Here is a 23,987-nt window from a genome sequence, read left to right on the forward strand (position 1 = left end):
CACCCCTCTTTATCCCCTCACCCACCAACAAAAGAGCGCAAAACCACCCAAAACTCACCGCACATATATCAAAACACCACCACAAACCCTTGTTTCGACTCACAAAAACAGAATCAAAACGTGGAATTTCATGAATCAGTACGATTTTTGGATGCGTTACGCTCCGAATCTGACAAGTCACCTCCTGCTTTGGGTATTCCACAGTCATCTCACCAGTCAATTTAACCCACTGCAAAGCGCTCAACTCACAGCGCTCTATATAATGCAGTTTTCAGCACTCAATTTTACCTTGATCACAAACACGCCCTATTCAGGTCTTACGCAAACATTGTCGAAACACACTTTGCTTCGACGCCAGCAGTTTCTACAGGATGAATAGTCGTGGAATGATTCCGCATAATTCATTTGTTTACCGTCATCACATTGACTTGGCCGGTGTGCACAGGCAAAACTTTGCTTCTCACCTGAGGCAATCGGATATTTCGCCGGTTTTTTCCGCCAGCTTCTGGCATGCGGACAACATATATAAGGAATGGCACCGCACGGCATGAACCAGCAGATCGTGACCAACTCCAGCGACCCCGGCGACGAGCCGCCGCTCATTACCGACGGGCGCCGCGGACCACCGGACCGGCGTGAAATTTCTGCGCGCTGGCTGGCCGGCACATTTCTGACAGGTATTACTGCTTCATTGTTAATCGGTGTTGCGCTGTTTGCTGCGCTCGACGGACGTCAACAATTGGCGACCCCACCGGAACTTGCAACCAAAGAACCACATTCATCTAAAGCCGATGCTCAAGAAATGGCAAAGGGCAGCCGTGTTATCGCGACTGTCACCAAACAGAAGAGCCGTGACCGTCGTCGCATGGATGTATCAACCATGCAAAAAATCGGTGAGCGGGAAGTCATCCGCACGAAACCTTTTGAATATGTACGTATGGCATTGGCAGCTGATCATCCGGCAAGCCGCCAATATCCGGCATTCGATGCGATGTCTGTTTTTTCTGAGGGTGCAAAACAACAAGTGCAGCCCGTTAATACAGGGCAGATTTACGGCGCTAAAGTTGAAAGCGAAATCAGCCTGCGCACCATTGATTTTCCGGTAGGCGCCAGCACGTATGATTCAGCATCCGATCTGACCAGCGATGAAGTTGAAAAAGTTGTTCGCAGTACCGGCCAGTTGCTGACCGACGGTGATGTTCAGATTGCATCACTGCATTATGTTGACCCGCTGCGCTTTGGTAACAGCGACTCTTCTTATACGCTCACGCAACCGCTTGGGGTACGGATTACTCAGGAAAACGTCAGTGTCAGCAACCGCCTACTCGACGGTGAAACAAATACCGGCTTCTCCGAGGATATTATTCCGTTCCGGACAGATTCCAAAATCATCGATGCTCTGAATAAAAGCGGTTACGAAGGCGAAGATGCGGACAATATCGCTGAAGCGCTGGCTAAGCTGATGAATTCCCCGCGCCTCAAAGCCGGAAGCGTATTACGGGTGGGGGTCATGTCCTCTGAGGAAGAGGATCATATTGTCCGCGTTACACTCTATAACGGGACAACCCATATTGTAACGGTCGCGCTGGATGATCAGAAACAATATGTCCCGTCTGATGAACCGGAAATGACCCCGCTTGTACAGACCGCTTTTGATGATTCTGCACCACCGCCAACGATCCGCGGTGAATTACCTTCTGTTTATGATGCTGTGTATAAAGCATCACTCGCCTATGGCATGACAAATGACATGGCGCGGCAGCTGGTTAAAATGCTGGCCAATGATGTTGATCTGCAATCAAAAATCGCACGCTCCGATGCGATTGAAGCATTCTTCTCGCTGCCGGAAGATTCTGACAGTGCAAATGAAGAATCGCAGCTGCTCTATGTCAGCGCCAATATGGGCGGGACCACGCGAAAATTCTATCGCTACCAGTCACCGGAAGGTGGCATTGAGTTTTTTGATGAAAACGGCCGTAGCGCGCAGCAGTTTCTGATCAGAAAACCGGTGCCGAATGGCGTGTTTGGTTCACCATTTGGTGGCCGCCGCCACCCGATTCTCGGTTATGTCCGCATGCATACCGGCGTTGACTGGCGTGCACCGCGCGGTTCACCAATTCTGGCGGCCGGTAATGGCGTTGTTGAAAAAGCAGGGTGGGCAAACGGTTACGGCAACCAAACCATTATCCGCCACGGCAATGGTTATCAGAGCAGTTACAACCACCAGAATGCAATTGCATCCGGCATCACCCCCGGCGCCCGTGTTCGTCAGGGGCAGCTGATCGGTTATGTCGGTTCAACCGGCCTCTCGACTGGCCCGCACTTGCACTATGAAGTTATCGTCAACGGAGCAAAAGTTGATCCGATGCGTATCCGTATGCCGAATAGCCAGTCTTTAAGCGGAAAGCAGCTTGAAGTCTTTATACGTGAGCGCGACCGCATTGATCAGCTGCTTGATGGCAAGGGGGATGCGTCCGCCAAAGTTGCCAATACATCTCAGGCAAAAAGCTGATATTTTGCTCAATAAAAAACGGCCGTTGAGGCCGTTTTTTTATTTTCTACTCTGTAAACTCAACAGTCACACCCGGCTTTACGAGCTTTACCAGTTCTTCCGCATCCCAATTCGCAAGGCGGATACACCCGTGGCTGGCTGTTTTTCCGATACGGGACGGATCAGGTGTTCCGTGAATACCATAAGTCGGTTTTGACAGTGCGATCCATACGGTACCGACAGGCCCGTTCGGCCCCGGCGGCACGATGAGCACCTTGTCATTATTACCCTGTTTGAAATTGATCTTCGGATTATAGGTATAATTCGGATTGGTCGCGATCCGTTCGACCGTCACAATGCCGGATGGGGAAGGATTATCTGCCGACCCGATTGTCGACGGGTAAGCCACAACCAGTTTGCCATTGGCATCATAACCGCGCACTTGCTTACGCGCTTTATCTGCAATGATTTTGGCAACCGGTGAGCGTTTTTGCTTTGCTAAATTTGGCACACGGATCATCTCTCCCGGCTGGCGAAAGCTGATCCCCGGATTGATTTCCTGTAAATAGTTTTCATCAATATGGAATTTCTCTGCCAGCATTTCACGCGGGGAAACATAGGCCATTTCAGGCAGCTTGGCCTTCTCACTATAATCATTCGGAACGGAAGCGATATAAAAACGCCCGATATCCTCATTTGTAATTGTATAGTCTATGAAAGCGGGCCCGCCAGTTGCTTCCAGCTGCGCATTCACCTGCGCCTCATCCGCAGGATTAATGGTCAATCCGGTCACTTCAAAATATGAAGCTGCAGCCTTGTCGACATTGCTGCCTGCTTTACCGTCAATCACACCCGGCGAGGTTCCCGCACGATCAAGCAATATCTGATACGATGCCAGCTTGGTCTTGGCGCCCTGCCCTTTCGGCATTGTTACTGATGGTGTCTGCGTGTCAGCTGATGGCAAACCAGATGGGTTTCCGTAAGAACCTTCAATCGCCGGTTTAAAATCATTGTTGTCGAGAGAGGCTGAACTGCCAACATCCGGCAAGGTAGAACGCTCTACACCTGCATTATTCACAACACCTCCGCGCCCTGAAGACGGCGGTGCAGGATAATAATCCACGCCGGCATTATCCGGCACATTTGCAAAGCCATCATAAGGAACACCACCATCAACCGGACCATTCAAAGTCCAGTTGTCATTATTATCCGGCTGTGGCGCAGAACGCGGCTGATACCCGCCCGGTTGCTCCTGAATGCGTAAAATTTTGCCGTGACGATCCATCGTCACCTGTCGTCCCGACGGATCAATATAAACCCGCACATTATTATCTTGATAAATTTCTTCACCCGGATCATAAAGCTGCGCCATTAAAACAGGGCGTTCATCCGCAGGGGCAGAGCTTATCCTTGCTTGCGGAGAAGCAAAAACGGTTCCCGACGTCAGACCAGTCAGCACTGTCACGGACAGTCCGATATAAGTCTTCCAAAGAATTCCCCGCATTTTCTGCATACGACACCTTTTAATGCGCAAATCATCATTTCATCCGTCAGCCGACTGACAGATCATGCTCTAATTACAGATCAGGCCATTTTTATGGTTAATAACTTAACTGCATATGAAGAAGATGCTCCGGCGCAGATATTTTTAATCAAATAAAAGGCGGCACCGTCTGACAACGGTGCCGCCTGCTGCTCATTCAATCAGGTTTATCAAATCCTGATCTCTTTGGCTGGAAAACCAGCCGGTCAGACCCTGCCGAAATATCCACCACAGAGCCATCAAGGATTTCACCGCCGAGAATTTTCTCGGCCAGCGGATCCTGTACCTGTTTCTGGATCACCCGTTTCAGCGGACGGGCACCATAAGCAGGGTCATAGCCCTTATCGGCCAGCCAGTTACGGGCATCTGCCTCAACATCCAGCGTGATCTTGCGGTCACTCAGCAGGTTCTGCAACCTTGCCAGCTGAATATCGACAATGGCTCCCATTTCGGAACGACGCAGACGATGGAACAGAATGATCTCATCCACACGGTTGAGGAATTCCGGACGGAACGATGCACGCACGACGCCCATCACTTCATCACGCACACTGTCCACATCCTGATCTTCATTCAGCGAAACAAGATATTCCGCGCCGAGATTGGACGTCATAATGATTAGCGTATTGCGGAAATCCACAGTACGTCCCTGACCATCGGTCAACCGGCCGTCATCAAGCACCTGCAACAGCACGTTGAAAACATCCGGATGCGCCTTTTCAATCTCGTCAAACAGGATCACCTGATACGGGCGACGACGCACCGCTTCGGTGAGCACGCCACCTTCCTCATAACCGACATAGCCCGGAGGCGCACCGATCAGACGGGATACGGAATGCTTTTCCATGAATTCGGACATATCAATCCGAACCATAGCCGTGTCATCCGAGAACAGGAAACTGGCCAAAGCCTTGGTCAATTCTGTTTTACCCACACCGGTCGGGCCTAAGAAGATAAACGAGCCGATCGGGCGGTTCGGATCCTGCAATCCGGCACGCGCACGGCGAACCGCACGGGATACCGCCTGCACAGCCTCCCCCTGACCGATCACCCGTTTGCCGATCTCATCTTCCATACGCAGCAGTTTTTCCCGTTCGCCTTCCAGCATCCGGTCTACCGGAATACCTGTCCAGCGGGAGATGATCTGCGCAATATGATCCGGCGACACAGTTTCTTCCAGCATTGTGCCGGTATTTTCCTGTGCTTCCGCATCACTCAGTTGCTTTTCCAGCTGCGGGATTGTGCCATAGGCCAGTTCACCGGCTTTCTGGAACTCACCATTACGCTGGGCAGCCGCCAAAGCATTACGCGCATCTTCAAGTTGCTTTTTCAGATCTGCTGCATGGCCGAGTTTCTGCTTTTCTGCCTGCCATTTGGCAGTCAGTTCAGCGGATTCCTCTTCCAGATCGGTCAGTTCTTTTTCAAGACGCTGTAACCGGTCTTTCGAGGCCGTATCAGTTTCCAGCTTCAGAGCTTCACGCTCGATCTTCAGCTGCATCACACGGCGATCCATTTCATCCAACTCTTCCGGCTTGGAATCCACCTGCATACGCAGGCGTGCAGCGGCTTCATCCACAAGATCAATCGCCTTATCCGGCAGAAAGCGATCCGTAATGTAACGGTTCGACAAACTTGCCGCCGAAACCAGAGCAGAATCCGAGATACGCACTTTATGATGCTGTTCGTATTTTTCTTTCAAGCCGCGTAAGATCGAGATCGTATCTTCAATGGTCGGCTCATTAACGAATACCGGCTGGAAACGACGGGCAAGCGCCGCATCTTTTTCAACATATTTGCGGTATTCTTCCAGTGTCGTTGCACCAACACAATGTAGCTCACCACGCGCAAGCGCAGGCTTGAGCAAGTTGGATGCATCCATTGCACCGTCCGACTTACCAGCACCGACCAGAGTGTGCATCTCATCAATGAACAAGATGATCTCACCGGCAGCGGCTTCAACTTCATTCAGCACAGACTTCAGACGTTCTTCAAATTCACCGCGATATTTCGCACCGGCAATCAGTGCGCCCATGTCCAGTGCCATCAAACGCTTGTCTTTCAGCGATTCAGGCACGTCACCATTGACGATACGCAGTGCAAGACCTTCGGCAATCGCGGTTTTACCCACGCCCGGCTCACCGATCAGCACCGGATTATTCTTGGTACGGCGTGACAGAACCTGAATGGTGCGGCGGATTTCATCATCGCGGCCAATCACCGGATCAAGCTTGCCGGAACGCGCATCCTCGGTCAGATCACGGGCATATTTTTTCAGCGCTTCAAAATTGGCTTCAGCAGAAGCACTATCGGCAGTCCGGCCTTTACGCATCTGATTAATTACCTCATTCAGTGCTTTGGCTGTCACGCCTGCTTTCGTCAAAATGTCATAGGTTTTTGCGCTTTTTTCCAGCGTGAAAGCGGTGAGCAAACGCTCAACCGTGACATAGCTGTCACCGGCTTTCGTGGCCAGTTCTTCCGCAGTGGTCAAAATTTTTGCAAGCGCAGGTGCCAGATAAAGCTGACCGTTACCGCCGGTCACTTTTGGCAATGCAGCCAGAGCGCCCTGAAGGCCGATTTTAATATCGGTAAGACGACCGCCCGCACGTTCAATCAGGCCGGAAGCCAGACCTTCTTCATCATCCACCAGTACTTTGAGCAGGTGTTCAGGCGCGAATTGCTGATTATCAGAATTCAACGCAAAGCTCTGCGCAGACTGGATAAAACCCTGTACGCGTTCGCTGTATTTCTCAATATTCATAGTGTCTCCTTTTCGCCTCCCGACCCTTAAAGGCATCGAAAGATCATGGGTGACGGCTCCCCCTTAAAGGCAGGAACCATTATTCAGCAGACTTTAGATAAACGGGACAAAATATTTCCGACAAAAATCAGAACCAGTTTTACTGGAAATGCGTGGAATAAATTGCTCCGGCATCCTGTCTCAAGGGATATGGGGCGATACCCCTCTCCCTGCAAGGGCTGAAAGCATGAAGGTGAAAAATTATTATCACAACAGGGTTTAAGCTCTTTCTCCACAAGGGAACGAAGGCAAACCGCACCTTACGGGCATAAAAAAAACCGGCGGTTGAGCCGCCGGTTTCTATAATCACAGAAGAACAGATTACTCTGTTTCAGCCAAAGCTGTGTCCTGATCCTGTCCCTCGGAATCCGCTTTCGCAGTCCGCGTTGTCCGGCGCGGACGCAAAACACGGCGGGCACGCGGTGCCGGTGCATCTTCACCGCCAGCTGCATCTGAACCGGCATCCTGTTTCACTTCTGCAACCGGCGCATCATCCGCATCCTGCACAACAGGTGCTGCCGCACGCGGGCGACGACGTACAACCGGCGCTTCAGTCACTTCAGCCGCAACAGGTTCTGCATAAGTTGATGTAACAACCGGTGCCGAAGCGATTACCGGCTGCTCTGCAGGCTGCTCATAAGGAACCTGCGATGCTGCGGCCGTTTCCTGACCTTGTTCAGCAGCATATTCAGGGCGCTGATGACGGCGCGGACGCTGCATGCGACCCTGACGATCATTGTTACGGTCATTACGGTCATTACGATCGTTGCGATCATTACGGTCGCCGCGATCCTGACGATTATTCTGCTGGCGGTTATTACGGTTGGAAGAACGGGAATTTTCTTCACCATACATCACTTCAGCAGGCGTGCCTTCAATCACAGGCTGCGGGCCGCTGCCGTCATAGACTTCCTGATGCGCCATCTGACCGGAATGACCCTGCTCCATCGCATCATCATCGTCAAAATCATCATCAAACGCTTCATCGCGCGCTACCGGCACAGGATTCTGAGCCTGAGCAGCCAGAATAATACGGTTGTAATGTTCAGCGTGCTGCAAATAATTTTCTGCAATAACCCGGTCGCCGGTCGCCTGCGCATCACGAGCCAAAGTCATATATTTTTCGGCGATATGCTGCGCATTGCCCCTGATTTTTACATCAGGTCCGTTACTTTCGTAATTACGGGAAAGAGGATTAGGGCCCTTACGGTTATTATTCCCCCGTCCACGCATGCGCCTGTTCTGCTGTCCTGGCCTCATACTCATCTCTTTTCAGATTAGGGGCGAAGAAATCATATCAGCTGAAAGGGCTGAGCGATTTCGCAACTACAATGACAGAAAGTGCGCCCCGCACCTTCAGCGTATAATTTTATTTAAGTTTTGCGCTGCCGTTTCAGCAACTCCGCAAAGGAGGTCGGTTAAAAAACCACCAGACAGCTCGCTGATCAAAATGTCTGAATGACAAAATAATTCCGTATCATCCGATACGCATTTACATTGATCCGATTTCAAACATATGGTTTCAGGCTGACAAATCTGTCCGACTTACTATTGCATAACTCTTTAAATCGCTGCCGGTTCAAAGATTGGGTTATGCATTAGTCCAAACTGTTACTGCATCTTTTACCTATCCTACAGGACGTGCGATGCAGCAGCGGTGACGGGAAATTAGACGTGTTCGCTACAAATTCCAAGTCTTTTTTGGGCATATTAAACATTAAAGTCAACGCTGAAATGACAATGCCCGTTTATGACCAGCCAAATCCTCGGCCACACCAATCAGACGGAATGCATATTGTGCAAAGATTGTCTCTGTATCTTCCGCCTGTCCTGCCCCGATTTCCACGGCGATTATACCATTTTCATGTAGGTATGCACCACCATGTTTTGCAAGAGCACGATAAAAATTCAATCCGTCCTCGCCACCATCCAGAGCACGGTGCGGGTCGTAATCTTTAACTTCCCTGTCCAGTTTAAGCACTGTTTTTGCTGGAATATAAGGTGGATTTGAAACGATCAGATCGTATTTTCCGCGTACAGAACCAAACCAGTCACTTTGCAAAACGGCCAGTCTTGATGAAACACCAGCCTGCCTGGCGTTGATGCGCGCAGCTTGCAAAGCACCCGCCGCAACATCAACCGCGACACCGCGCGCCTCTTTGATTTCATGAAGCAGCGTGACAGCAATTGCACCCGTTCCGGTGCCCATATCCAGAAAATCGGCAAAGCCTTTATCGGCAATTTTTTGCTCTAATAACGGGAGAACCAGCCCGATCAGGGCTTCCGTATCAGGGCGCGGCTCAAGCGTATCCGCATTTAATTTGAAATTAAGGCCATAAAATTCACGCTCACCAATGATTCGGTGAACAGGCTCACCGGCAAGTCTGCGCCGCATTGCACTTTGCAGATCGCGCACAATGTCCGGTGTGACAAGCGCATCCGGACGGGTCACAAAATCCGTCAGCGTATAGCCGGTATATTTTTGAACCAACAGACGTGCATCCAGTTCCGCACTATCAATATCAGCCTCGCGCAATGCAAGACGTGCAAAGGCCAGCAACTGGCTGAGTGTGTTTATTGTGGTTTCCTGATTTGTCATAATGGCTGTCAGTTATCACCCAATTCCGCCAGCAATGCGGTTTGGTGATCAGAAATCAGCGCATCCACCAGTTCATCAAGCTCACCCATCATCACACGATCAAGCTTATAGAGCGTGAGGTTGATACGGTGATCCGTCACGCGGCCTTGCGGAAAGTTATAGGTGCGGATGCGCTCCGAACGGTCACCGGAACCAACCTGACTGCGCCGCGCCTCTGAACGCTCATTTTCAGCGCGCTGACGTTCTATGTCATAAAGACGGGCGCGCAAAATCTGCATGGCACGCGCACGGTTCTGATGCTGCGATTTTTCTGCCTGCACCACCATAATCCCTGTCGGAATATGCGTGATACGCACCGCCGAGTCTGTAGTGTTAACATGCTGCCCGCCGGCACCCGATGCGCGCATCGTATCAATACGGATATCTTCATTGCGGATTTCAATATCAATATCTTCCGCTTCCGGCAGCACGGCCACCGTTGCCGCAGACGTATGGATGCGGCCGCTGCCTTCTGTGTCAGGCACACGCTGCACACGATGCACGCCGGATTCAAATTTCAGCTTGGAGAACACGCCCTTGCCGGAAATCGTTGCGATAACTTCCTTAAAGCCGCCTGCATCACCTTCGCTGGTAGACATGACTTCAACGCGCCAGCCTTTATCGGCCGCATAGCGCTCATACATGCGGAAGAGATCACCACCGAATAATGCAGCCTCGGAGCCACCGGTTCCGGCACGAATTTCCAGAATGGCGTTTTTCTCATCTGCTGCATCTTTCGGCAGCAGTAAAATCTGAACCTCGGCCTCGAGATCCTCAATTTTGGTTTGGGTTTCCGGAATCTCCATTTCTGCCAGCGCACGCATTTCCGCGTCACCGGATGCGTCATCGCGCATTGAAACCAGATCATTCAGTTCCAGACGTGCAGCCTGCAATTCACGAATTTTCAGCGCTACATCTTCCAGCGATGAATATTCCGAAGCCAGTTTCACATAGGTTTCCGGCGAAGGATTATTGGCCATCTGCGCTTCAAGCATCATAAAATGCTTGAGCAACTGATCCATTCTGTCTTGCGGCAGCGCAACCATCCGATAATCCTGATACTGAAATTACATGTCTGAAACAGAGTTTCTGGCTTTATGCAGGCACCCATAAAGCATTTCGCAATCAAACGGAAACATTTGATTGCGAAATTTTACACCATAAAAGCAAGGCCTTTACAGGGGGATTTCCTGTTCATTCGCAAAGCGAACCAGATGCTCCCGGATTGAGCCATTGGCACCGGATTTATGCACAAGCTCGCTCAAAACGGTGTTCAGTTTTGCTGCATCAAGCGAAAGCAGCATATTCTTCACCGGCCCGACTGCCGCCGCAGACATAGAGATCGAGCGAAAACCCAATCCGATCAGCATCATCGCCGTCAATGGCTTACCAGCCATCTCACCGCATAATGTTACCGGCTTGTCATGGCGCTTGCCCGCCTCTGCAATTTGCAGAAGTACGCGCAAAAATGCCGGAGACAGCTGGTCAAAACGATCCGCAATCTGTGCATTGCCGCGATCAACCGCCATGATGAACTGGAACAGGTCATTGGAACCCACCGAAGCGAAGTCCACTTCCTGCATCAACTCATCCAGCTGCCAGAGCAGTGACGGCACTTCGATCATCGCCCCGATTTTTAATTTGCTCGGCGGCTGATAATCAAAACGCGTCAGATAGTTAACCTCCCGCTCGATAATCTCACGGGTAGCACGCACTTCGGCAACCTCTGTCACCATCGGCAGCATAATGCGCAATTCACGCCCGCCCGCCGCTTTCAGCAGGGCACGCAACTGGGTGCGCATCAAACCTGGCCGGTCAAGCGCCAAGCGGATTGCCCGCCAGCCCATCGCCGGATTTTCCTCATGGGCGTTGGAACGAAAATAAGGCAGCACCTTATCACCGCCGATATCCAGCGTACGGAAAGTCACAGGCTTATCACCGGCGGCTTCCAGAACCGCGCGGTAGAGTTTTTCCTGCTGACCGGAACGCGGGAAGGTGGATGCCACCATAAACTGCAATTCTGTGCGGAACAGACCAACGCCGTCTGCACCGGATTCTTTGAGCTGCGGCAGATCAACAATCAGCCCGCCATTCATCAGCAATGCAACAGGCTGGCCATCTTTGGTAACACACGGCTTATCCCGCAATTCACGATACAGCGCCTGCCGCTTGGCACGGAACCGCACCTTCTCGGCATAGGCAGCCTCCACATCAGACTGCGGCCGCAAATGAACGCGCCCGTCCTCACCGTCAATGATGATGGCGTCACTGTTTTCAGCCAGCGCGACCACGCCCTTGGCCTGACCGACAACAGGAATCCCCATAGCACGTGCTACAATAACAACATGGCTTGTGGTGGCGCCGTCTTCCAGCACCAGCCCGCGTACACGTTCGCGCGGATAATCCAGCAATTCCGCAGCACCCATCGAACGGGCAACGATAATCGAATCCTTGGCCATCACTTCGGCTGCGGTTTTCGGGTCATACCCCATCAGCTGCCGCATCAGACGGTTGGCAAGATCATCAAAATCACTGAGGCGCTCGCGCATGTAAGGATCGCTCAGATGCATCATCCGTGCACGCGTATCACTCTGCACTTTTTCGACTGCTGCTTCTGCAGTCAGACCATTGCGGATGGCCTCTTCTAAGCGCCGCATCCAGCCACGATCATGGGCAAACATGCGGTAAGCCTCGAGCACATCCCGATGCTCACCTTCTACGGCCACATCACGGCGCGATAGCATGTCGTCAATCGAAAGACGCAGCGATCCCATCGCTTCATCAAGCCGCGTGATTTCATGCTCGATATCTTCATTAAAAAGATTGGTCACCACGATGCGCGGTTCATGCAGCAGAACATGCCCCAGCCCCACGCCCTCATTATAGGCATGACCGTTAAAGCTGACGGAACGACCATTGGTCAGCTCCACGCCCGGGCGTGCAAGACGTGTCAGATTGCCGGAGGCCACCATTTCCGCCAGCACCATCGCCGTTGTTTCCAGCGCTTCCAGCTCATCTTCGCGATAGGCACGTTTGGTGCGGTTCTGCACCACAAGCACACCCATCGTGCGTCCCGCCCGTAAAACCGGCACACCAAGGAATGAGTTGTAAATTTCTTCGCCTGTTTCCGGCAGATAGGTAAAGGCCGGATGGCTCTGCGCATCAGTCAGGTTGAGCGGACGTGCGGTTGCAGCAATCGTGCCGACAAGCCCCTGCCCCAGACGCAATTGCGCCAGATGCACAGCCTGCGGGTTCAGACCTTCGGTCGCATAGAGTTCGAGAATTTCGTCGGAGCGAAGTACATAAAAAGAACAGACCTCCGCCACCATATTTTGCGCGATTTCGCGCACGATACGGTCAAGACGTTCCTGCGGTTCGAGCGCTTCCGCCATTAAAGCGCGAAGACGCTTGAGCAAAATCCGGGGTCCGGCTGCAAGCTCACGCATAGGGTCTCAATGCTCCTCCAGATACCTCACACCAATGATCACACCACAATACTTATCTTGCACATGCTCTGCTCAATGGCCTTAACTGCTTATCTGATCAGTCTCAGCCCGGCATTGTTTGGTCTTTTATAATACACGACCAGCCTGATCACGAATCACACCACTGTGTGCATAGCTCAGTTTGTTTTGCTTGTGAGCATTTTTCTCACAATCGTCTAGGGTGAAACCATTAAAATCTTATAGTTTATGCCGCCCTTATGCCGGTTCAGGTGCTCAAAATAAGGCATAAACCGATTAAAGTGCCTTCATCAACAAAGATATTCAAATCGCCCCTACCACATTATATTCATTGAATAAGAATAATTGCACCCGAAGAATTATCCTAAAGCTATGCATTCAGCGCATAGCTCAACCAGCAAAGCACCAACATCAAAAGACTATCATACTGTTTTGCTTCGGTATGAAATTAATTTGCGGCATGCGCCTATGGTAGCAGACCCGTTTCAGACGGCTGGACTATGCGTCCGGACACAGATCGCAAAGCGAACACTGCGGTTAGACTGAAGCCTGCATTTTGATACAAAACAAAAAAGGCAGCGCCGCGAAGCACTGCCTTTCTGAAACTTTATAATTCACGCGACTGTTAGTGCTTATCCAGCCCGTAAACAGAATGCAGGGTTCGTACCGCCAGTTCCGTATAGGCACTGTCGATCAGGATCGAGATCTTAATCTCAGATGTCGTGATCGCACGGATATTGATGCCTTTTTCAGCCAGTGCTTTGAAAGCTGTAGCCGCAACACCTGCATGCGAACGCATACCGGTGCCGATCACAGAAATCTTGGCAAGGCCGGTTTCCGACTGAATGGAGTCACAGCCGATTTCAGCCTTAACCTTATCCAGCGCGTGTACGGCCTTATCCATATCACCGGAAGGAACGGTGAAAGTCATATCGGTTTTCGAGCCGTCTTCAGAAACATTCTGAACGATCATATCGACATTGATATGCTCTTCAGCCAGCGGAACGAAAATCGCCGCTGAAACGCCCGGGCGGTCAGCCACACGGCGCAATGAAATCTGAGCTTCGTCTCGGGCGAAAGCAATACCTGTTACGACCTGTTGTTCCACGATTTCTTCCTCATCGCAAATCAGCGTTCCGGGAGGGTTAAGCGGATCGCCCATGCCCGGTGCATGCGGATCTTCAAAGCTTGAGCGTACAAATGTACGCACTTTATGCACCATTGCCAGCTCAACAGAGCGAACCTGCAGCACTTTGGCGCCAAGGGATGCCATTTCCAGCATCTCTTCGAATGAAATTTTCGCCATACGGCGGGCTTTAGGCTCTACACGCGGGTCGGTCGTATAAACGCCGTCCACATCCGTATAAATATCACAGCGATCAGCTTTAACCGAAGCGGCAATCGCCACAGCCGATGTGTCAGAACCGCCACGACCCAGTGTCGAAATACGGTTATCCGGGCTGATACCCTGAAAACCGGCGATAACTGCAACCTGACCTTCGCCGAAGCGCTTGATCAGGAAAGAACCGTCGATATCGGTAATACGCGCCGCACCATGCGTCATGTCGGTTTTAATCGGAATTTGCCAGCCCTGCCATGAGCGCGCATTCACGCCCATAGACTGCAGAACAATTGCCAGAAGACCAGCTGTTACCTGCTCGCCTGATGCTACAATCGCATCATATTCACGCGCATCATGCATCGGCGATGCTTCACGCGTCCAGCCAACCAGTTCATTGGTTTTACCGGCCATAGCCGAAACCACAACTGCCACTTCATTACCGGAATCGACTTCACGTTTGACGTGACGCGCCACATTCCGGATCCGTTCAAGATCGGCCACAGAAGTACCGCCGAATTTCATCACAATGCGCGCCATTATGTCGACATATCCTAAATGAAAATGAGAACCAACGGAACCTGCCATCGTACTGATAGGTACTCCCGACAGGTAAGTGATGCTGACATACCGAAATTATGACCACTTCGCAAGCGCAACAGGCGAAAAGATACTTGACTTTCATCAATGAACAGACAAGTCCATTGATGACAAATGGAGAAAGCTATGTCCGACACGTCCAAACAGACAGATACTGGCTCACAACAGCCACAGGAAGCCGTATCCGGCCGTACAACAATTGACCCTGCTGAAGTTGCGCATTTCTCGCGCATTGCCAGCGAATGGTGGAATCCACAGGGTAAATTCCGCCCGCTCCATAAGTTTAACCCGACCCGTCTTGAATATCTGAAAGAGCAGATTTGCAAGCATTTCAACCGTGATCCGCTGGCTGCGAAACCTCTGGAAGGTCTGCGCATTCTGGATATCGGTTGTGGCGGCGGATTGCTATGCGAGCCAATGGCACGCCTTGGTGCAATCGTCATCGGTGCAGATGCCTCAGCAACAAATATTGAAGTCGCCAAAATCCATGCGGCTGAGATGGGTATTGAGATTGATTACCGTGCCACAACTGCGGAAGCACTTGCCGATGCCGGTGAGCAGTTCGATATCGTGCTGAATATGGAAGTGGTTGAGCATGTCTCCGACGTCGATCTGTTCATGTCTGCTACGGCGAAAATGGTCAAGCCGCAGGGACTGATGTTTGTTGCCACCATCAACCGCACACTGAAAGCATGGGGTCTGGCGATTATCGGCGCGGAATATGTGTTGCGCTGGCTGCCAAAAGGCACACATCAATATGAAAAGCTGGTACGCCCTGAAGAGCTGGAAAAACCGCTGAATGCTGCTGGTCTGACAGTACTGGAAAAAACCGGCGTCAGCTATAATCCGCTGAATGACAGTTGGAGCCGTTCACGCGATCTCGACGTGAATTATATGGTTCTTGCGCAACGTCGCTAAATCAGATTTTGAGATAACTGATCCGTCCGAGCATTTCCAGCAAAAGTGGGAACCGGTTTTGCGATAGGAAATGCGGAAAACAAAAATATAAAGCATTTCCACCATCAAACACATGATTGGAAATGCTTTATTCGCGGATCAGTTATAATCCTCAATTTAGATTGGAGAGGATTAATTATAATCCTCTGGCAACACCGGCAGCGGCATGATTTCAACGCCGTCTTCAACAAGTGATGTCACTTCATCACGCGTCGCCTCACCATAAATACCACGCTCGGCAACTTCGCCATTATGGATTTTGCGCGCCTCTTCCGCAAAGCGATCACCGACATAATCGGCATTTTCTTTCACTTTACGGCTGATTTCGCGCATTTCATCCAGCAATTTACGCTGAGCTTCGCCCATTGTTGCAGCGATTTTTTCTTTTGTGCGCCCCGTGCTCACAGAGGGCGCCATCAGTGTTTTACTCACCTTGGGTGAATGGCAAACAGGGCATTGCACCAGACCGCGTGCGATCTGGCTGTCGAAATCCTCATTATTGCGAAACCAGCCCTCAAACTCATGGGACTGGTCGCAGTGCAGAGAAAACCGCATCATGCCTCTGCCACCTCGCCTCCGGCAAAAATGGTTTCCAGTTTAAACGCACGCGCATTTTTCAAATTCGGAATTTTAGCGCGGGCAGCAGCACTGTCTGCCACATTAATATCCGCATAAATCACGGTCGGATCATCATGATCTGCTTCGGCCAGAATCTTGCCCCACGGCGATACAATGATTGTATGGCCATAGGTTTCGCGATTGCCGTTGTGTAAGCCGCCCTGCGCTGCCGAGATCAAAAATGCGCCGTTTTCAATCGCCCGTGCGCGCTGCAAAATATGCCAGTGTGCTTCACCGGTCTGACGGGTAAAGGCAGCAGGAGCGGAAATCACATTGGCACCAGCATTAGCCTGCGCCTGAAATAGTTGCGGGAAGCGGATATCATAGCAGATCGCCAGACCGAGTTTCATAAACGGCAATTCCGCAACCACAGCGCGATCACCGGCTGAAATTGTATCAGACTCACGCCAGCTCTCGCCATTATCCAGATCCACATCAAACATATGGATCTTGTCATAGGTTGTCAGTTTCGAACCATCCGGCGCAAAAACAAAAGCACGATTGGCAATCAGCCCGTTTTCAAGCTTAATCGGCGTGGAGCCAATATGCAGGTAAATGCCATGCTGCTTCGCCAGAGCGCTTGCCGCACGCACCACAGGATCATCCTGCTCGCCATGCAGACTTGCACGGTAAAGCGCACGGTCATTCTGAATAATCCCGGTATTTTCAGGTGTCTGCACATAGCGCGCACCATGAGCGGCGGCCTCACCAACCATGCGCTCAAGAGCTGCAATATTGGCGGACATATCACCATCGGAGCGCATCTGAATCGCTGCCACCTTAATCATCGGATTATTCTCCCATTTCCGTTTGATAATTGTCTGCCGGAACGATTATTCCGGCAGAGACCGGCTCTATCAATTAACCCAGTTTACCAGTTTCCAGCAGAACTTGCAGCTTGCCTTCACGATCCATCGCATGAAGATCGTCACAACCACCGACATGCACATCACCGACAAAAACCTGCGGGAATGTTGTGCCGCCGGAACGGGTCATCATTTCTTCGCGGTATTTCGGATCAACGGTCGCATTAAATTCCGTGTAGCCGGGCGCACGCACATCAAGAAGTTTCTTTGCACGATCACAATAGCCACAGCCGTTACGGGTATAAATTTCAACATTCATTTCAAGAGTCTCCAGATTTCCTGGCCTTATATAAACATGCCCGCACCATCATCCAAGCTCTGATGAAACTGTTTGTTGATGCGGCAGGCGGATAATTATTTTTGGGTAAAGGGCAAAACCCTGCTGAATGTCAGAACATCCACCTCGCTCGCACCAGCCTTGATAAGCGACCGGCACGCAGCCTTTACCGTTGCACCGGTGGTGTAAACATCATCAATCAGTAGAACAGAGCGCCCTTGCACCAGCGCCTGATCTTTATCCGCAACGTGAAAAGCCCCCGCCACATTGCGCAGGCGCTCTGACTGACTGAGTTCCGCTTGCTGACGTGTATCCTTGATGCGTTTAAGCACAGCTGGCTCATAGACCTTATCACTGATTTTTGCCAGAACCCGCGCCAGTTCTGCGGCCTGATTATAGCGACGCTTCCACAGGCGTTTGCGGTGCAGCGGCACCGGAATAATCACCGTGCAATCATTGAGCAATTCATGCCCTGCACGCTGCATCCAGCGTGCCATCCACGGCACCAGATCAAGCCGGTCATAATATTTAAGCGAAATACCAGCATGCCGTACAGGGCCGTCATGGCAAGCAACCGAACGCAAGCGGCGAAAAGGCGGCGGATCGGCAATGGCTTCTGCGGAGAGAAAATGCGTACCAAAATCATGTGCAAAGGGCGTTCCCATCACCGGACAAAGCGGAGCCTCCAAAAACCGGACATCGCGCCAGCACGCACCGCATAAACAGCCAGCCTGCGAAACAGGGCTGTCGCAACCTGCACACATTGCGGGGAAAATCCGGTCAGGCAAGGTTTTTAAACACAATGCCGCCGCCTGCATGAGACGGTTGTTCCGCCACCTGCTCACAACAGTTTCATGAGAAAGCGATAAATCTCCCATTGCATTCGCCCCCGATTGAACGCATTTACAGCACCATGCCAGATGCACCGGCACTGTCCAGAGAAATGTCGGCCAGAAAATACCGGCCAGCAATAAACCGGACAAGTGAGCGGCGCCTGATATCGGGATTGCGAAATTATGCCAGCGACAGAAACCACACCGAACAGTATTTTTGACAGTGCATTGCTGCAATTGCGCTTGAAACGCACGTCACAACGCGCAGTACATGGTGCGGATTTTCTGCTGGAACGCTCTGTGCAAGATCTGGAAGATCGTCTCTCAACGGTTGAGCGCCAGTTTGACCGTGCGGTTATAATCAATCCCTATACCGGTTCCGCAGCAGCAAGTTTGCAGCACTCCGGTAAAACCAAAAGCATTGAGACGGTTGACTATCAGCCAAAAGACAACACGGAATTTCTGCCGCTTGAGCCGCAGAGCACCGATCTGATTATCTCGCTGCAGACTCTGCAATTTACCAATGATACGCCGGGCTTAATGATGCAGATCAAACAGGCGCTGAAACCGGACGGATTGTTTCTTGGCTGCATGACAGGCGCAGGCACACTCGGAGAGTTGCGCGAATCGCTGCTGCAAGCCGAGTCTGAGCTAACAGGCGGCGTCAGCCCGCGTGTAGCGCCTTTTGCCGATGTGCGGGATGCAGGCGGCTTGCTACAGCGCGCAGGTTTCGCACTGCCTGTAACCGACATTGAAAATGTCACTGTGCGTTATGATAATATGTTTGCGCTGATGGCAGATATACGCGCTATGGGCATGGCCAATATTCTGACCGGCCGTTCGCGCAAACCGGTAAGCCGCCGTTTCTTTATCCGTGCGGCAGAAATTTACGCCGAGCGCTTCAGTGATCCTGACGGGCGCATTCGGGCGAGTTTCTCATTCATCTGGATGTCCGGTTGGGCGCCGCACGTATCGCAGCAACAACCACTAAAGCCCGGTTCAGCCAAGGCTTCACTGGCAGAAGCCTTGCTCGCTACGGAAAAGAAGCCGCAAGAGTAATCAGCAATCGCCCTGCTGAGTGCCGTCACTGGCGATCAGGCAGACAGATTGTGGTGAGGATTGCAGCAGGCTTTTGCGTTCGACATAGGATTTTTCGCTGTTGCCGCGCTGAATAGATCCGGTGGACATCATATCCACACCGGCAGGAAACAGCGATTGTGCGGTCTGCTTATTGGCTTTTTCATTTAAGATCGGCACGATAACCAGCGTCAATGCCAGTACAGCGGAACCGAATAGCAGCACACAGCGTACAAATCCGCTTTTGGCAACCGGCATAAAGCCTGATTTTGTCTCTTCATCATCTTTAAAAAAGTCTGTCAGAAACTCAGACTGATACTGACTGCGATTACTGCTCATCGTCATACTCCGGCGCGATAATCCTACCATGCGGTATGTCAGTGAATCATCCCTTAACAAAATCGTAAAAATTGCCCTGACGACTGAAAATAACCCGCAATAATGAAGAATACGCCGGAGTCCTATAGGTGTTTTACAGAGGCCTTATAAAAGGTCCATCAGGAAAGGGATCAGCGGCTCGTCAGCAGGCGGCATCGGATAGGAGCGCAGGTCTTTAGGTTTCACCCATTTCAGCGCCTGCCCTTCCATAGAGCGGGCAATGCCCTCATAGCGCCGGCAGATATAAAGTGGCATCAGCAGATGAAATTTATCGTAAGAATAACTGGCAAAAGTCAGCGGTGCGAGACAGGCATGTTTGGTCACAATGCCCAGTTCTTCCTGCAACTCACGGATCAGTGCATCTTCCGGCGTTTCACCGGCTTCAACCTTGCCGCCCGGAAATTCCCACAAACCAGCCAGATTTTTACCCTCAGGGCGTTGTGCCAGCAAAATACGGCCATCCGTATCAATCAGCGCACAGGCTGCCACCAGCACAATCTTTTTGCCCTCAGTCATAGATACTACCTATCTGCAATAATAAATATAATCATAGACAGTGCTGAAGCCTAAACCCTGATACAAAGCGCGTGCTGCTGCATTCGCACTTTCCACCTGCAACCAGAATTTATGATCGCCGCGGGATAAAGCCTGCCCCATCTCATTCAGAACCAGCGCTTTTGCAAAACCGCGCCGTCTAAACGCTTCACCAATACACAAATCAAGCAGACCGGTATAGCCGTCCTCACTCACGCAAAGCAGAGTTGCGGCAGGCTCAGCGCCTGCAAAACCGGCAATGATAAACTTTTGCGGTTTGATGGAGCGCAAGACTTCCGCCAATCCCTCGACCAGCGGCTCAGGGCGGTTATGAAAATCGGCAGATATCCGGCTATAGCCGCTCTCCTGCCCCTCGCGGAAATGCACAAGCCGCAACGGCAAACGCGGTTGCCGGATTTTCAGCGCTGTGTTGTCACGCAAATCGCAAGTCATCACAGACGATGCGCCGGAAGATGTATAACCACGCGCGATCAGATAATCTGCCAAAGCAGGCGGCGCCAGCGGCGTCAGCCGGAAAACCGGTTGTTTGCTCTGAGCAATAAACAGCGCCTCACAGGCTTCCACCCGCTGCTCCAGATCCGTATCATCGGACGGGTCCAGCAGATTGACCGAATTGCCGCGTTTTGACGGATAGTAAGGCGTCAGTTGAACAGCCCAGCTGCCAAAATGCGTGACCTGCGCTGCAGGCCATGCATGAAAACCAAGCTCTTCAAACTGACGGATTTCAGACATCACGACCGGTAATCACCATTAATGGCCACATATTCCTTGGTCAGATCACAGGTCCAGACAGTCGCCGTCCCTTCACCCATACCAAGCTCAACCGTGATGAGAATATCCTCACCCTTCATATAATCAGAAGCCGCAGCTTCCGAATAAGCAGGATCGCGTTCACCATCCACAGCTACGCGGATCGTACCGAAGCTGATGGCCAAACGATCACGATCAGCAGGCTCACCGGCCTTACCGACTGCCATGACCACACGTCCCCAATTGGCATCCTCACCGGCAGCTGCGGTTTTCACCAACGGGGAATTGGCAATCGACAGACCAATGCGTTTGGCAGAAACATCGGAAACCGCACCTTTCACAGTGATTTCCAACATTTTGCGGGCGCCTTCACCATCGCGCACCACTTGCAGGGCAAGGTTTTTCAGAAGCTTGCGCAAACCACGGTCAAACTCTGCAAGACGCTCATCATCAGACGATGTGACTGCTACAGCACCACGTTCAGCAGCCGTGCCAGTGGCAAACAGCATCAGCGTATCAGAGGTGGATGTATCGCTGTCAACGGTTACCGCATTGAAGCTGGAATCCACCGCTTTGGAAAGCAGCCCCTGCAAAACGTCAGAGGCAATCGGCGCATCAGTCACCACAAAGGACAGCATTGTCGCCATATCCGGCGCAATCATGCCTGCACCTTTGGCAATGCCGTTGATTGTTACCGGCACACCGCCGAGCAATACGGTTTCTGTTGCCACTTTCGGATAAGTATCGGTGGTCATGATGGCTTTGGCCGCTTCCAGCCAGCCGTTATTCTCGGCACGCGCATTCATATCACCGAAGAGATGCGCGAATTTACCGGCATCCAGCGGCTCACCGATGACACCGGTTGAGGCGAGAAAGATTTCATTACTTTCACAGCCCAGCGCCTCACAGGCAGCTTTGGCAGTGGCCGTCGTTGTTTCACGACCCTTTTTACCGGTAAAGGCATTGGCATTACCGGAATTCACAATCACCGCTTTGGCTGTGCCGTGCTTGAGGCTCTCGCGGCAAAAATCCACCGGCGCAGAAGGGCACTTGGAACGGGTAAAAACACCGGCAACCGAAGCAGGCTTGTCAAAAACCATCATCAGTACATCTGTTCGGTTTTTATATTTAATCCCCGCTTCGGCTGTCGCCATTCGCACACCGGCAATCACCGGCATGGCAGGATAATGTTTTGGTGCAAGCGGAGAAACAGAAGAAGACATGCGAGCCTCAAGAATAAGAGCATTACCGGCAAAACCGAAAAATGATTTTGCGTCAGGGTCATGCGGCTAAATACCAATGAATTTTAACCGAAATAAAACAGCTCGTATCTTGCGTGCCATTCAAATGCTGTCAGCACATCAAATCACCCGCCGCTTCACCTCAGGTCGAGGCCAATAAATGACGGATAGGCATAAAATGCAATCACCTGCCCGAAATAATCAAGGCAGGTGATCATTTTTATCAAAATTTGCTCTCAACCTACCAAATTGGTAATCACATCGAAGCAAAATGAGAAGTATTACTGTGCGGCTTTCGCTGCTGCATCCTGCGCGTCAGCGGCTTCTTTCATCGCTTTGGCAACAGCTTCGTCTTCATAAGTGATTTTCGAACCGTCACGCAGCTTCTTGACCATTTCGATATATTTTTCACGAATGAGGATCGAGCGAACCTGATCTTTCACTTCTTCAAATGCCGGTGGCTGCTGCTGGCGCTTATCTTCCAGCTTGATGATGTGATAGCCGAACTGCGACTTAACAGGCTCTTTGGTATAACCGCCAACTTCAAGTGCAAAGGCAGCTTTTTCAAATTCAGGCACCATCATGCCTTCGCTGAAATAACCAAGATCACCACCCTGTGCGGCAGAACCGTCAGTTGAGCTTTCTTTAGCCAGATCTTCAAACTTAGCGCCGCCTTCGAGCTTCTTGATGATCGCTTTGGCTTCGTCTTCTGTTTTCACCAGAATATGACGGGCACGCACTTCGTTCTTCGCAGGCATTGCTGCGATTTCCTTGTCGTAACGGCCACGCACTTCTGCATCAGTGATCTTGTCCACGATTGCAGTCTGGAAATATTCATTATGCAATGCACGGTCTTTCAAAAACTCGATGCGCTGTTTGAATTCTTCACTGTCATCCAGCTTTTCAGCTTTCGCAGCAACTGCCAGCACTTTGATATCAACCAAAGCGGCCAATGCAGCGAGACGACGCTGATCGTCCGGCAGGCGGGAGAACTGCGGGTCCAGATCGCTCGACGCCTGATCAACTTCACCCTGTGTCAGCTTCACGCCGTTCACAGTGGCAAGCACCTTATTCGGATCAGCTTTTTCAGCTGGCTTTGCTGCGGTTTCAGTCTTCGCAGCGGCGTCCTGTGCATAGGCAGAGCCTGCAGCAGTGGTCAAAAGCAGACCGGCTGCCAGTTGAATCAGGACTTTACGGGTACGGGTCATCAGTGATTTTCTCCTTCAGGACGAGTACCGTCCCATGAATAAGGCAGAATTTTGCTGCTCTCGCTGAACTTAGCCAAAGCAGAATAGTTTTTAGGCGATATGGCAATTTCTGCACAATATATATTCTTCACCAGTAACAATCCTCGCTGCACTGCGCATATATTCGCTTTGCTGAGGGGTATCCCTGCTGTCAAATCATTGACATCGCCGCCCTCCCCTCTTATCTGTCCATCGGCTTTGCGTCCAGAGAGCTGTCAGAGAGAAATTACGCGAAATGTCTTTTCGAGTGCGTGATTTCTTGCCATAAGTCTCGCATAAACAAATAAAGCCGGTGACAGAGCGCCACAAAGGCGGC

At 51.4% G+C, this 23,987-nt stretch carries 20 protein-coding genes; 4 read left to right on the forward strand and 16 right to left on the reverse strand.

All coding sequences use genetic code 11. The features are described from left to right. Together P8H26_RS09440 and P8H26_RS09445 are read left to right on the forward strand one after the other, a co-directional pair. On the forward strand, positions 1 to 379 hold a 379-nt coding region (locus tag P8H26_RS09440; protein WP_289632703.1), incomplete at its 5' end, for a hypothetical protein. A 168-nt stretch (positions 380 to 547) separates the two neighbouring features. Then, positions 548 to 2,512: a M23 family metallopeptidase gene (locus P8H26_RS09445; protein WP_289632704.1), complete on the forward strand. Its 1,965-nt coding sequence runs from the start codon at positions 548 to 550 to the stop codon at positions 2,510 to 2,512. Positions 2,513 to 2,558: 46 nt separating this feature from the next. Here P8H26_RS09445 and P8H26_RS09450 read toward each other — a convergent pair whose 3' ends face one another. From P8H26_RS09450 to P8H26_RS09480, 7 genes are all read right to left on the reverse strand, one after another. Continuing rightward, the gene (locus P8H26_RS09450; protein ID WP_289632705.1) at positions 2,559 to 3,995 is read right to left on the reverse strand and encodes a L,D-transpeptidase; all 1,437 of its coding nucleotides are present in this window, start codon (positions 3,993 to 3,995) and stop codon (positions 2,559 to 2,561) included. A gap of 196 nt (positions 3,996 to 4,191) precedes the next feature. After that, positions 4,192 to 6,792, reverse strand: a complete 2,601-nt coding sequence (gene clpB, locus P8H26_RS09455) for an ATP-dependent chaperone ClpB (protein ID WP_289632706.1) — start codon at positions 6,790 to 6,792, stop codon at positions 4,192 to 4,194. A gap of 360 nt (positions 6,793 to 7,152) precedes the next feature. Beyond that, positions 7,153 to 8,091, reverse strand: a complete 939-nt coding sequence (locus P8H26_RS09460; RefSeq protein WP_289632708.1) for a DUF4167 domain-containing protein — start codon at positions 8,089 to 8,091, stop codon at positions 7,153 to 7,155. Positions 8,092 to 8,554: 463 nt separating this feature from the next. Next, positions 8,555 to 9,430, reverse strand: a complete 876-nt coding sequence (gene prmC, locus P8H26_RS09465; protein WP_289632710.1) for a peptide chain release factor N(5)-glutamine methyltransferase — start codon at positions 9,428 to 9,430, stop codon at positions 8,555 to 8,557. A gap of 8 nt (positions 9,431 to 9,438) precedes the next feature. Continuing rightward, positions 9,439 to 10,515 (reverse strand): peptide chain release factor 1, encoded by a 1,077-nt coding sequence (gene prfA, locus P8H26_RS09470; RefSeq protein WP_289632711.1) that lies wholly within the window; start codon positions 10,513 to 10,515, stop codon positions 9,439 to 9,441. Between the two features lie 129 nt (positions 10,516 to 10,644). After that, positions 10,645 to 12,915 (reverse strand): phosphoenolpyruvate--protein phosphotransferase, encoded by a 2,271-nt coding sequence (gene ptsP, locus P8H26_RS09475; RefSeq protein WP_289632712.1) that lies wholly within the window; start codon positions 12,913 to 12,915, stop codon positions 10,645 to 10,647. A 643-nt stretch (positions 12,916 to 13,558) separates the two neighbouring features. Then, positions 13,559 to 14,812 carry an aspartate kinase gene (locus P8H26_RS09480; protein WP_289632714.1) on the reverse strand — a complete coding sequence of 418 codons (1,254 nt, stop codon included), beginning with the start codon at positions 14,810 to 14,812 and terminating at the stop codon, positions 13,559 to 13,561. Between the two features lie 186 nt (positions 14,813 to 14,998). Here P8H26_RS09480 and ubiG point away from each other — a divergent pair, with 186 nt between their 5' ends. After that, positions 14,999 to 15,790: a bifunctional 2-polyprenyl-6-hydroxyphenol methylase/3-demethylubiquinol 3-O-methyltransferase UbiG gene (gene ubiG, locus P8H26_RS09485; RefSeq protein ID WP_289632716.1), complete on the forward strand. Its 792-nt coding sequence runs from the start codon at positions 14,999 to 15,001 to the stop codon at positions 15,788 to 15,790. Between the two features lie 171 nt (positions 15,791 to 15,961). Here ubiG and P8H26_RS09490 read toward each other — a convergent pair whose 3' ends face one another. The 4 genes from P8H26_RS09490 to P8H26_RS09505 all read right to left on the reverse strand — a co-directional run bounded on the left by P8H26_RS09490 (position 15,962) and on the right by P8H26_RS09505 (position 18,468). Further along, positions 15,962 to 16,387 (reverse strand): DUF1178 family protein, encoded by a 426-nt coding sequence (locus P8H26_RS09490; protein ID WP_289632717.1) that lies wholly within the window; start codon positions 16,385 to 16,387, stop codon positions 15,962 to 15,964. Continuing rightward, on the reverse strand, positions 16,384 to 17,235 hold the full coding sequence (locus P8H26_RS09495; RefSeq protein ID WP_289632718.1) for a carbon-nitrogen hydrolase family protein: 852 nt from the start codon (positions 17,233 to 17,235) through the stop codon (positions 16,384 to 16,386). The genes P8H26_RS09490 and P8H26_RS09495 overlap by 4 nt, the downstream gene beginning before the upstream one ends. 73 nt (positions 17,236 to 17,308) lie before the next feature. Further along, positions 17,309 to 17,572 (reverse strand): glutaredoxin 3, encoded by a 264-nt coding sequence (gene grxC / locus P8H26_RS09500; RefSeq protein ID WP_289632719.1) that lies wholly within the window; start codon positions 17,570 to 17,572, stop codon positions 17,309 to 17,311. A gap of 95 nt (positions 17,573 to 17,667) precedes the next feature. Beyond that, positions 17,668 to 18,468: a ComF family protein gene (locus P8H26_RS09505; protein WP_374708279.1), complete on the reverse strand. Its 801-nt coding sequence runs from the start codon at positions 18,466 to 18,468 to the stop codon at positions 17,668 to 17,670. A 138-nt stretch (positions 18,469 to 18,606) separates the two neighbouring features. Here P8H26_RS09505 and P8H26_RS09510 point away from each other — a divergent pair, with 138 nt between their 5' ends. Next, complete coding sequence (locus P8H26_RS09510; protein WP_289632720.1) at positions 18,607 to 19,482, forward strand: methyltransferase domain-containing protein; 876 nt, start codon at positions 18,607 to 18,609, stop codon at positions 19,480 to 19,482. On the opposite strand, the gene P8H26_RS09515 is transcribed toward P8H26_RS09510, so the two are convergent. From P8H26_RS09515 to P8H26_RS09535, 5 genes are all read right to left on the reverse strand, one after another. Continuing rightward, on the reverse strand, positions 19,483 to 19,839 hold the full coding sequence (locus tag P8H26_RS09515; protein WP_289632721.1) for a hypothetical protein: 357 nt from the start codon (positions 19,837 to 19,839) through the stop codon (positions 19,483 to 19,485). Positions 19,840 to 19,983: 144 nt separating this feature from the next. Continuing rightward, entirely contained in the window at positions 19,984 to 20,394 is a 411-nt protein-coding gene (mutT, locus tag P8H26_RS09520) for an 8-oxo-dGTP diphosphatase MutT (RefSeq protein WP_289632723.1), read from the reverse strand. A 9-nt stretch (positions 20,395 to 20,403) separates the two neighbouring features. Further along, positions 20,404 to 21,165 (reverse strand): N-acetyltransferase, encoded by a 762-nt coding sequence (locus tag P8H26_RS09525; RefSeq protein ID WP_289632724.1) that lies wholly within the window; start codon positions 21,163 to 21,165, stop codon positions 20,404 to 20,406. Next, positions 21,165 to 22,406, reverse strand: a complete 1,242-nt coding sequence (gene argJ / locus P8H26_RS09530; RefSeq protein WP_289632725.1) for a bifunctional glutamate N-acetyltransferase/amino-acid acetyltransferase ArgJ — start codon at positions 22,404 to 22,406, stop codon at positions 21,165 to 21,167. Before argJ ends, P8H26_RS09525 begins: the two co-directional genes overlap by 1 nt. Positions 22,407 to 22,705: 299 nt before the next feature. Continuing rightward, complete coding sequence (locus tag P8H26_RS09535; protein WP_289632726.1) at positions 22,706 to 23,632, reverse strand: peptidylprolyl isomerase; 927 nt, start codon at positions 23,630 to 23,632, stop codon at positions 22,706 to 22,708. Positions 23,633 to 23,987: the final 355 nt, after the last annotated feature.

Origin of the sequence: Pseudochrobactrum sp. sp1633 (genome assembly GCF_030376605.1) — a bacterium.
Classification (GTDB): Bacteria; Pseudomonadota; Alphaproteobacteria; order Rhizobiales; family Rhizobiaceae; genus Pseudochrobactrum.

What these genes read in the sequence shown, in the direction of transcription:
- P8H26_RS09445 (WP_289632704.1), top strand. Translation starts at nt 548, where the DNA reads ATGAACCAGCAGATCGTGACCAACTCCAGCGACCCCGGCGACGAGCCG.
- mutT (WP_289632723.1), bottom strand. Translation starts at nt 20,394, where the DNA reads ATGACTGAGGGCAAAAAGATTGTGCTGGTGGCAGCCTGTGCGCTGATT.
- argJ (WP_289632725.1), bottom strand. Translation starts at nt 22,406, where the DNA reads ATGTCTTCTTCTGTTTCTCCGCTTGCACCAAAACATTATCCTGCCATG.
- prfA (WP_289632711.1), bottom strand. Translation starts at nt 10,515, where the DNA reads ATGGTTGCGCTGCCGCAAGACAGAATGGATCAGTTGCTCAAGCATTTT.
- ptsP (WP_289632712.1), bottom strand. Translation starts at nt 12,915, where the DNA reads ATGCGTGAGCTTGCAGCCGGACCCCGGATTTTGCTCAAGCGTCTTCGC.
- P8H26_RS09535 (WP_289632726.1), bottom strand. Translation starts at nt 23,632, where the DNA reads ATGACCCGTACCCGTAAAGTCCTGATTCAACTGGCAGCCGGTCTGCTT.
- P8H26_RS09515 (WP_289632721.1), bottom strand. Translation starts at nt 19,839, where the DNA reads ATGAGCAGTAATCGCAGTCAGTATCAGTCTGAGTTTCTGACAGACTTT.
- P8H26_RS09510 (WP_289632720.1), top strand. Translation starts at nt 18,607, where the DNA reads ATGCCAGCGACAGAAACCACACCGAACAGTATTTTTGACAGTGCATTG.
- P8H26_RS09495 (WP_289632718.1), bottom strand. Translation starts at nt 17,235, where the DNA reads ATGATTAAGGTGGCAGCGATTCAGATGCGCTCCGATGGTGATATGTCC.
- P8H26_RS09460 (WP_289632708.1), bottom strand. Translation starts at nt 8,091, where the DNA reads ATGAGGCCAGGACAGCAGAACAGGCGCATGCGTGGACGGGGGAATAAT.
- prmC (WP_289632710.1), bottom strand. Translation starts at nt 9,430, where the DNA reads ATGACAAATCAGGAAACCACAATAAACACACTCAGCCAGTTGCTGGCC.
- P8H26_RS09525 (WP_289632724.1), bottom strand. Translation starts at nt 21,165, where the DNA reads ATGTCTGAAATCCGTCAGTTTGAAGAGCTTGGTTTTCATGCATGGCCT.
- ubiG (WP_289632716.1), top strand. Translation starts at nt 14,999, where the DNA reads ATGTCCGACACGTCCAAACAGACAGATACTGGCTCACAACAGCCACAG.
- P8H26_RS09505 (WP_374708279.1), bottom strand. Translation starts at nt 18,468, where the DNA reads ATGGGAGATTTATCGCTTTCTCATGAAACTGTTGTGAGCAGGTGGCGG.
- clpB (WP_289632706.1), bottom strand. Translation starts at nt 6,792, where the DNA reads ATGAATATTGAGAAATACAGCGAACGCGTACAGGGTTTTATCCAGTCT.
- P8H26_RS09480 (WP_289632714.1), bottom strand. Translation starts at nt 14,812, where the DNA reads ATGGCGCGCATTGTGATGAAATTCGGCGGTACTTCTGTGGCCGATCTT.
- P8H26_RS09490 (WP_289632717.1), bottom strand. Translation starts at nt 16,387, where the DNA reads ATGATGCGGTTTTCTCTGCACTGCGACCAGTCCCATGAGTTTGAGGGC.
- grxC (WP_289632719.1), bottom strand. Translation starts at nt 17,572, where the DNA reads ATGAATGTTGAAATTTATACCCGTAACGGCTGTGGCTATTGTGATCGT.
- P8H26_RS09450 (WP_289632705.1), bottom strand. Translation starts at nt 3,995, where the DNA reads ATGCGGGGAATTCTTTGGAAGACTTATATCGGACTGTCCGTGACAGTG.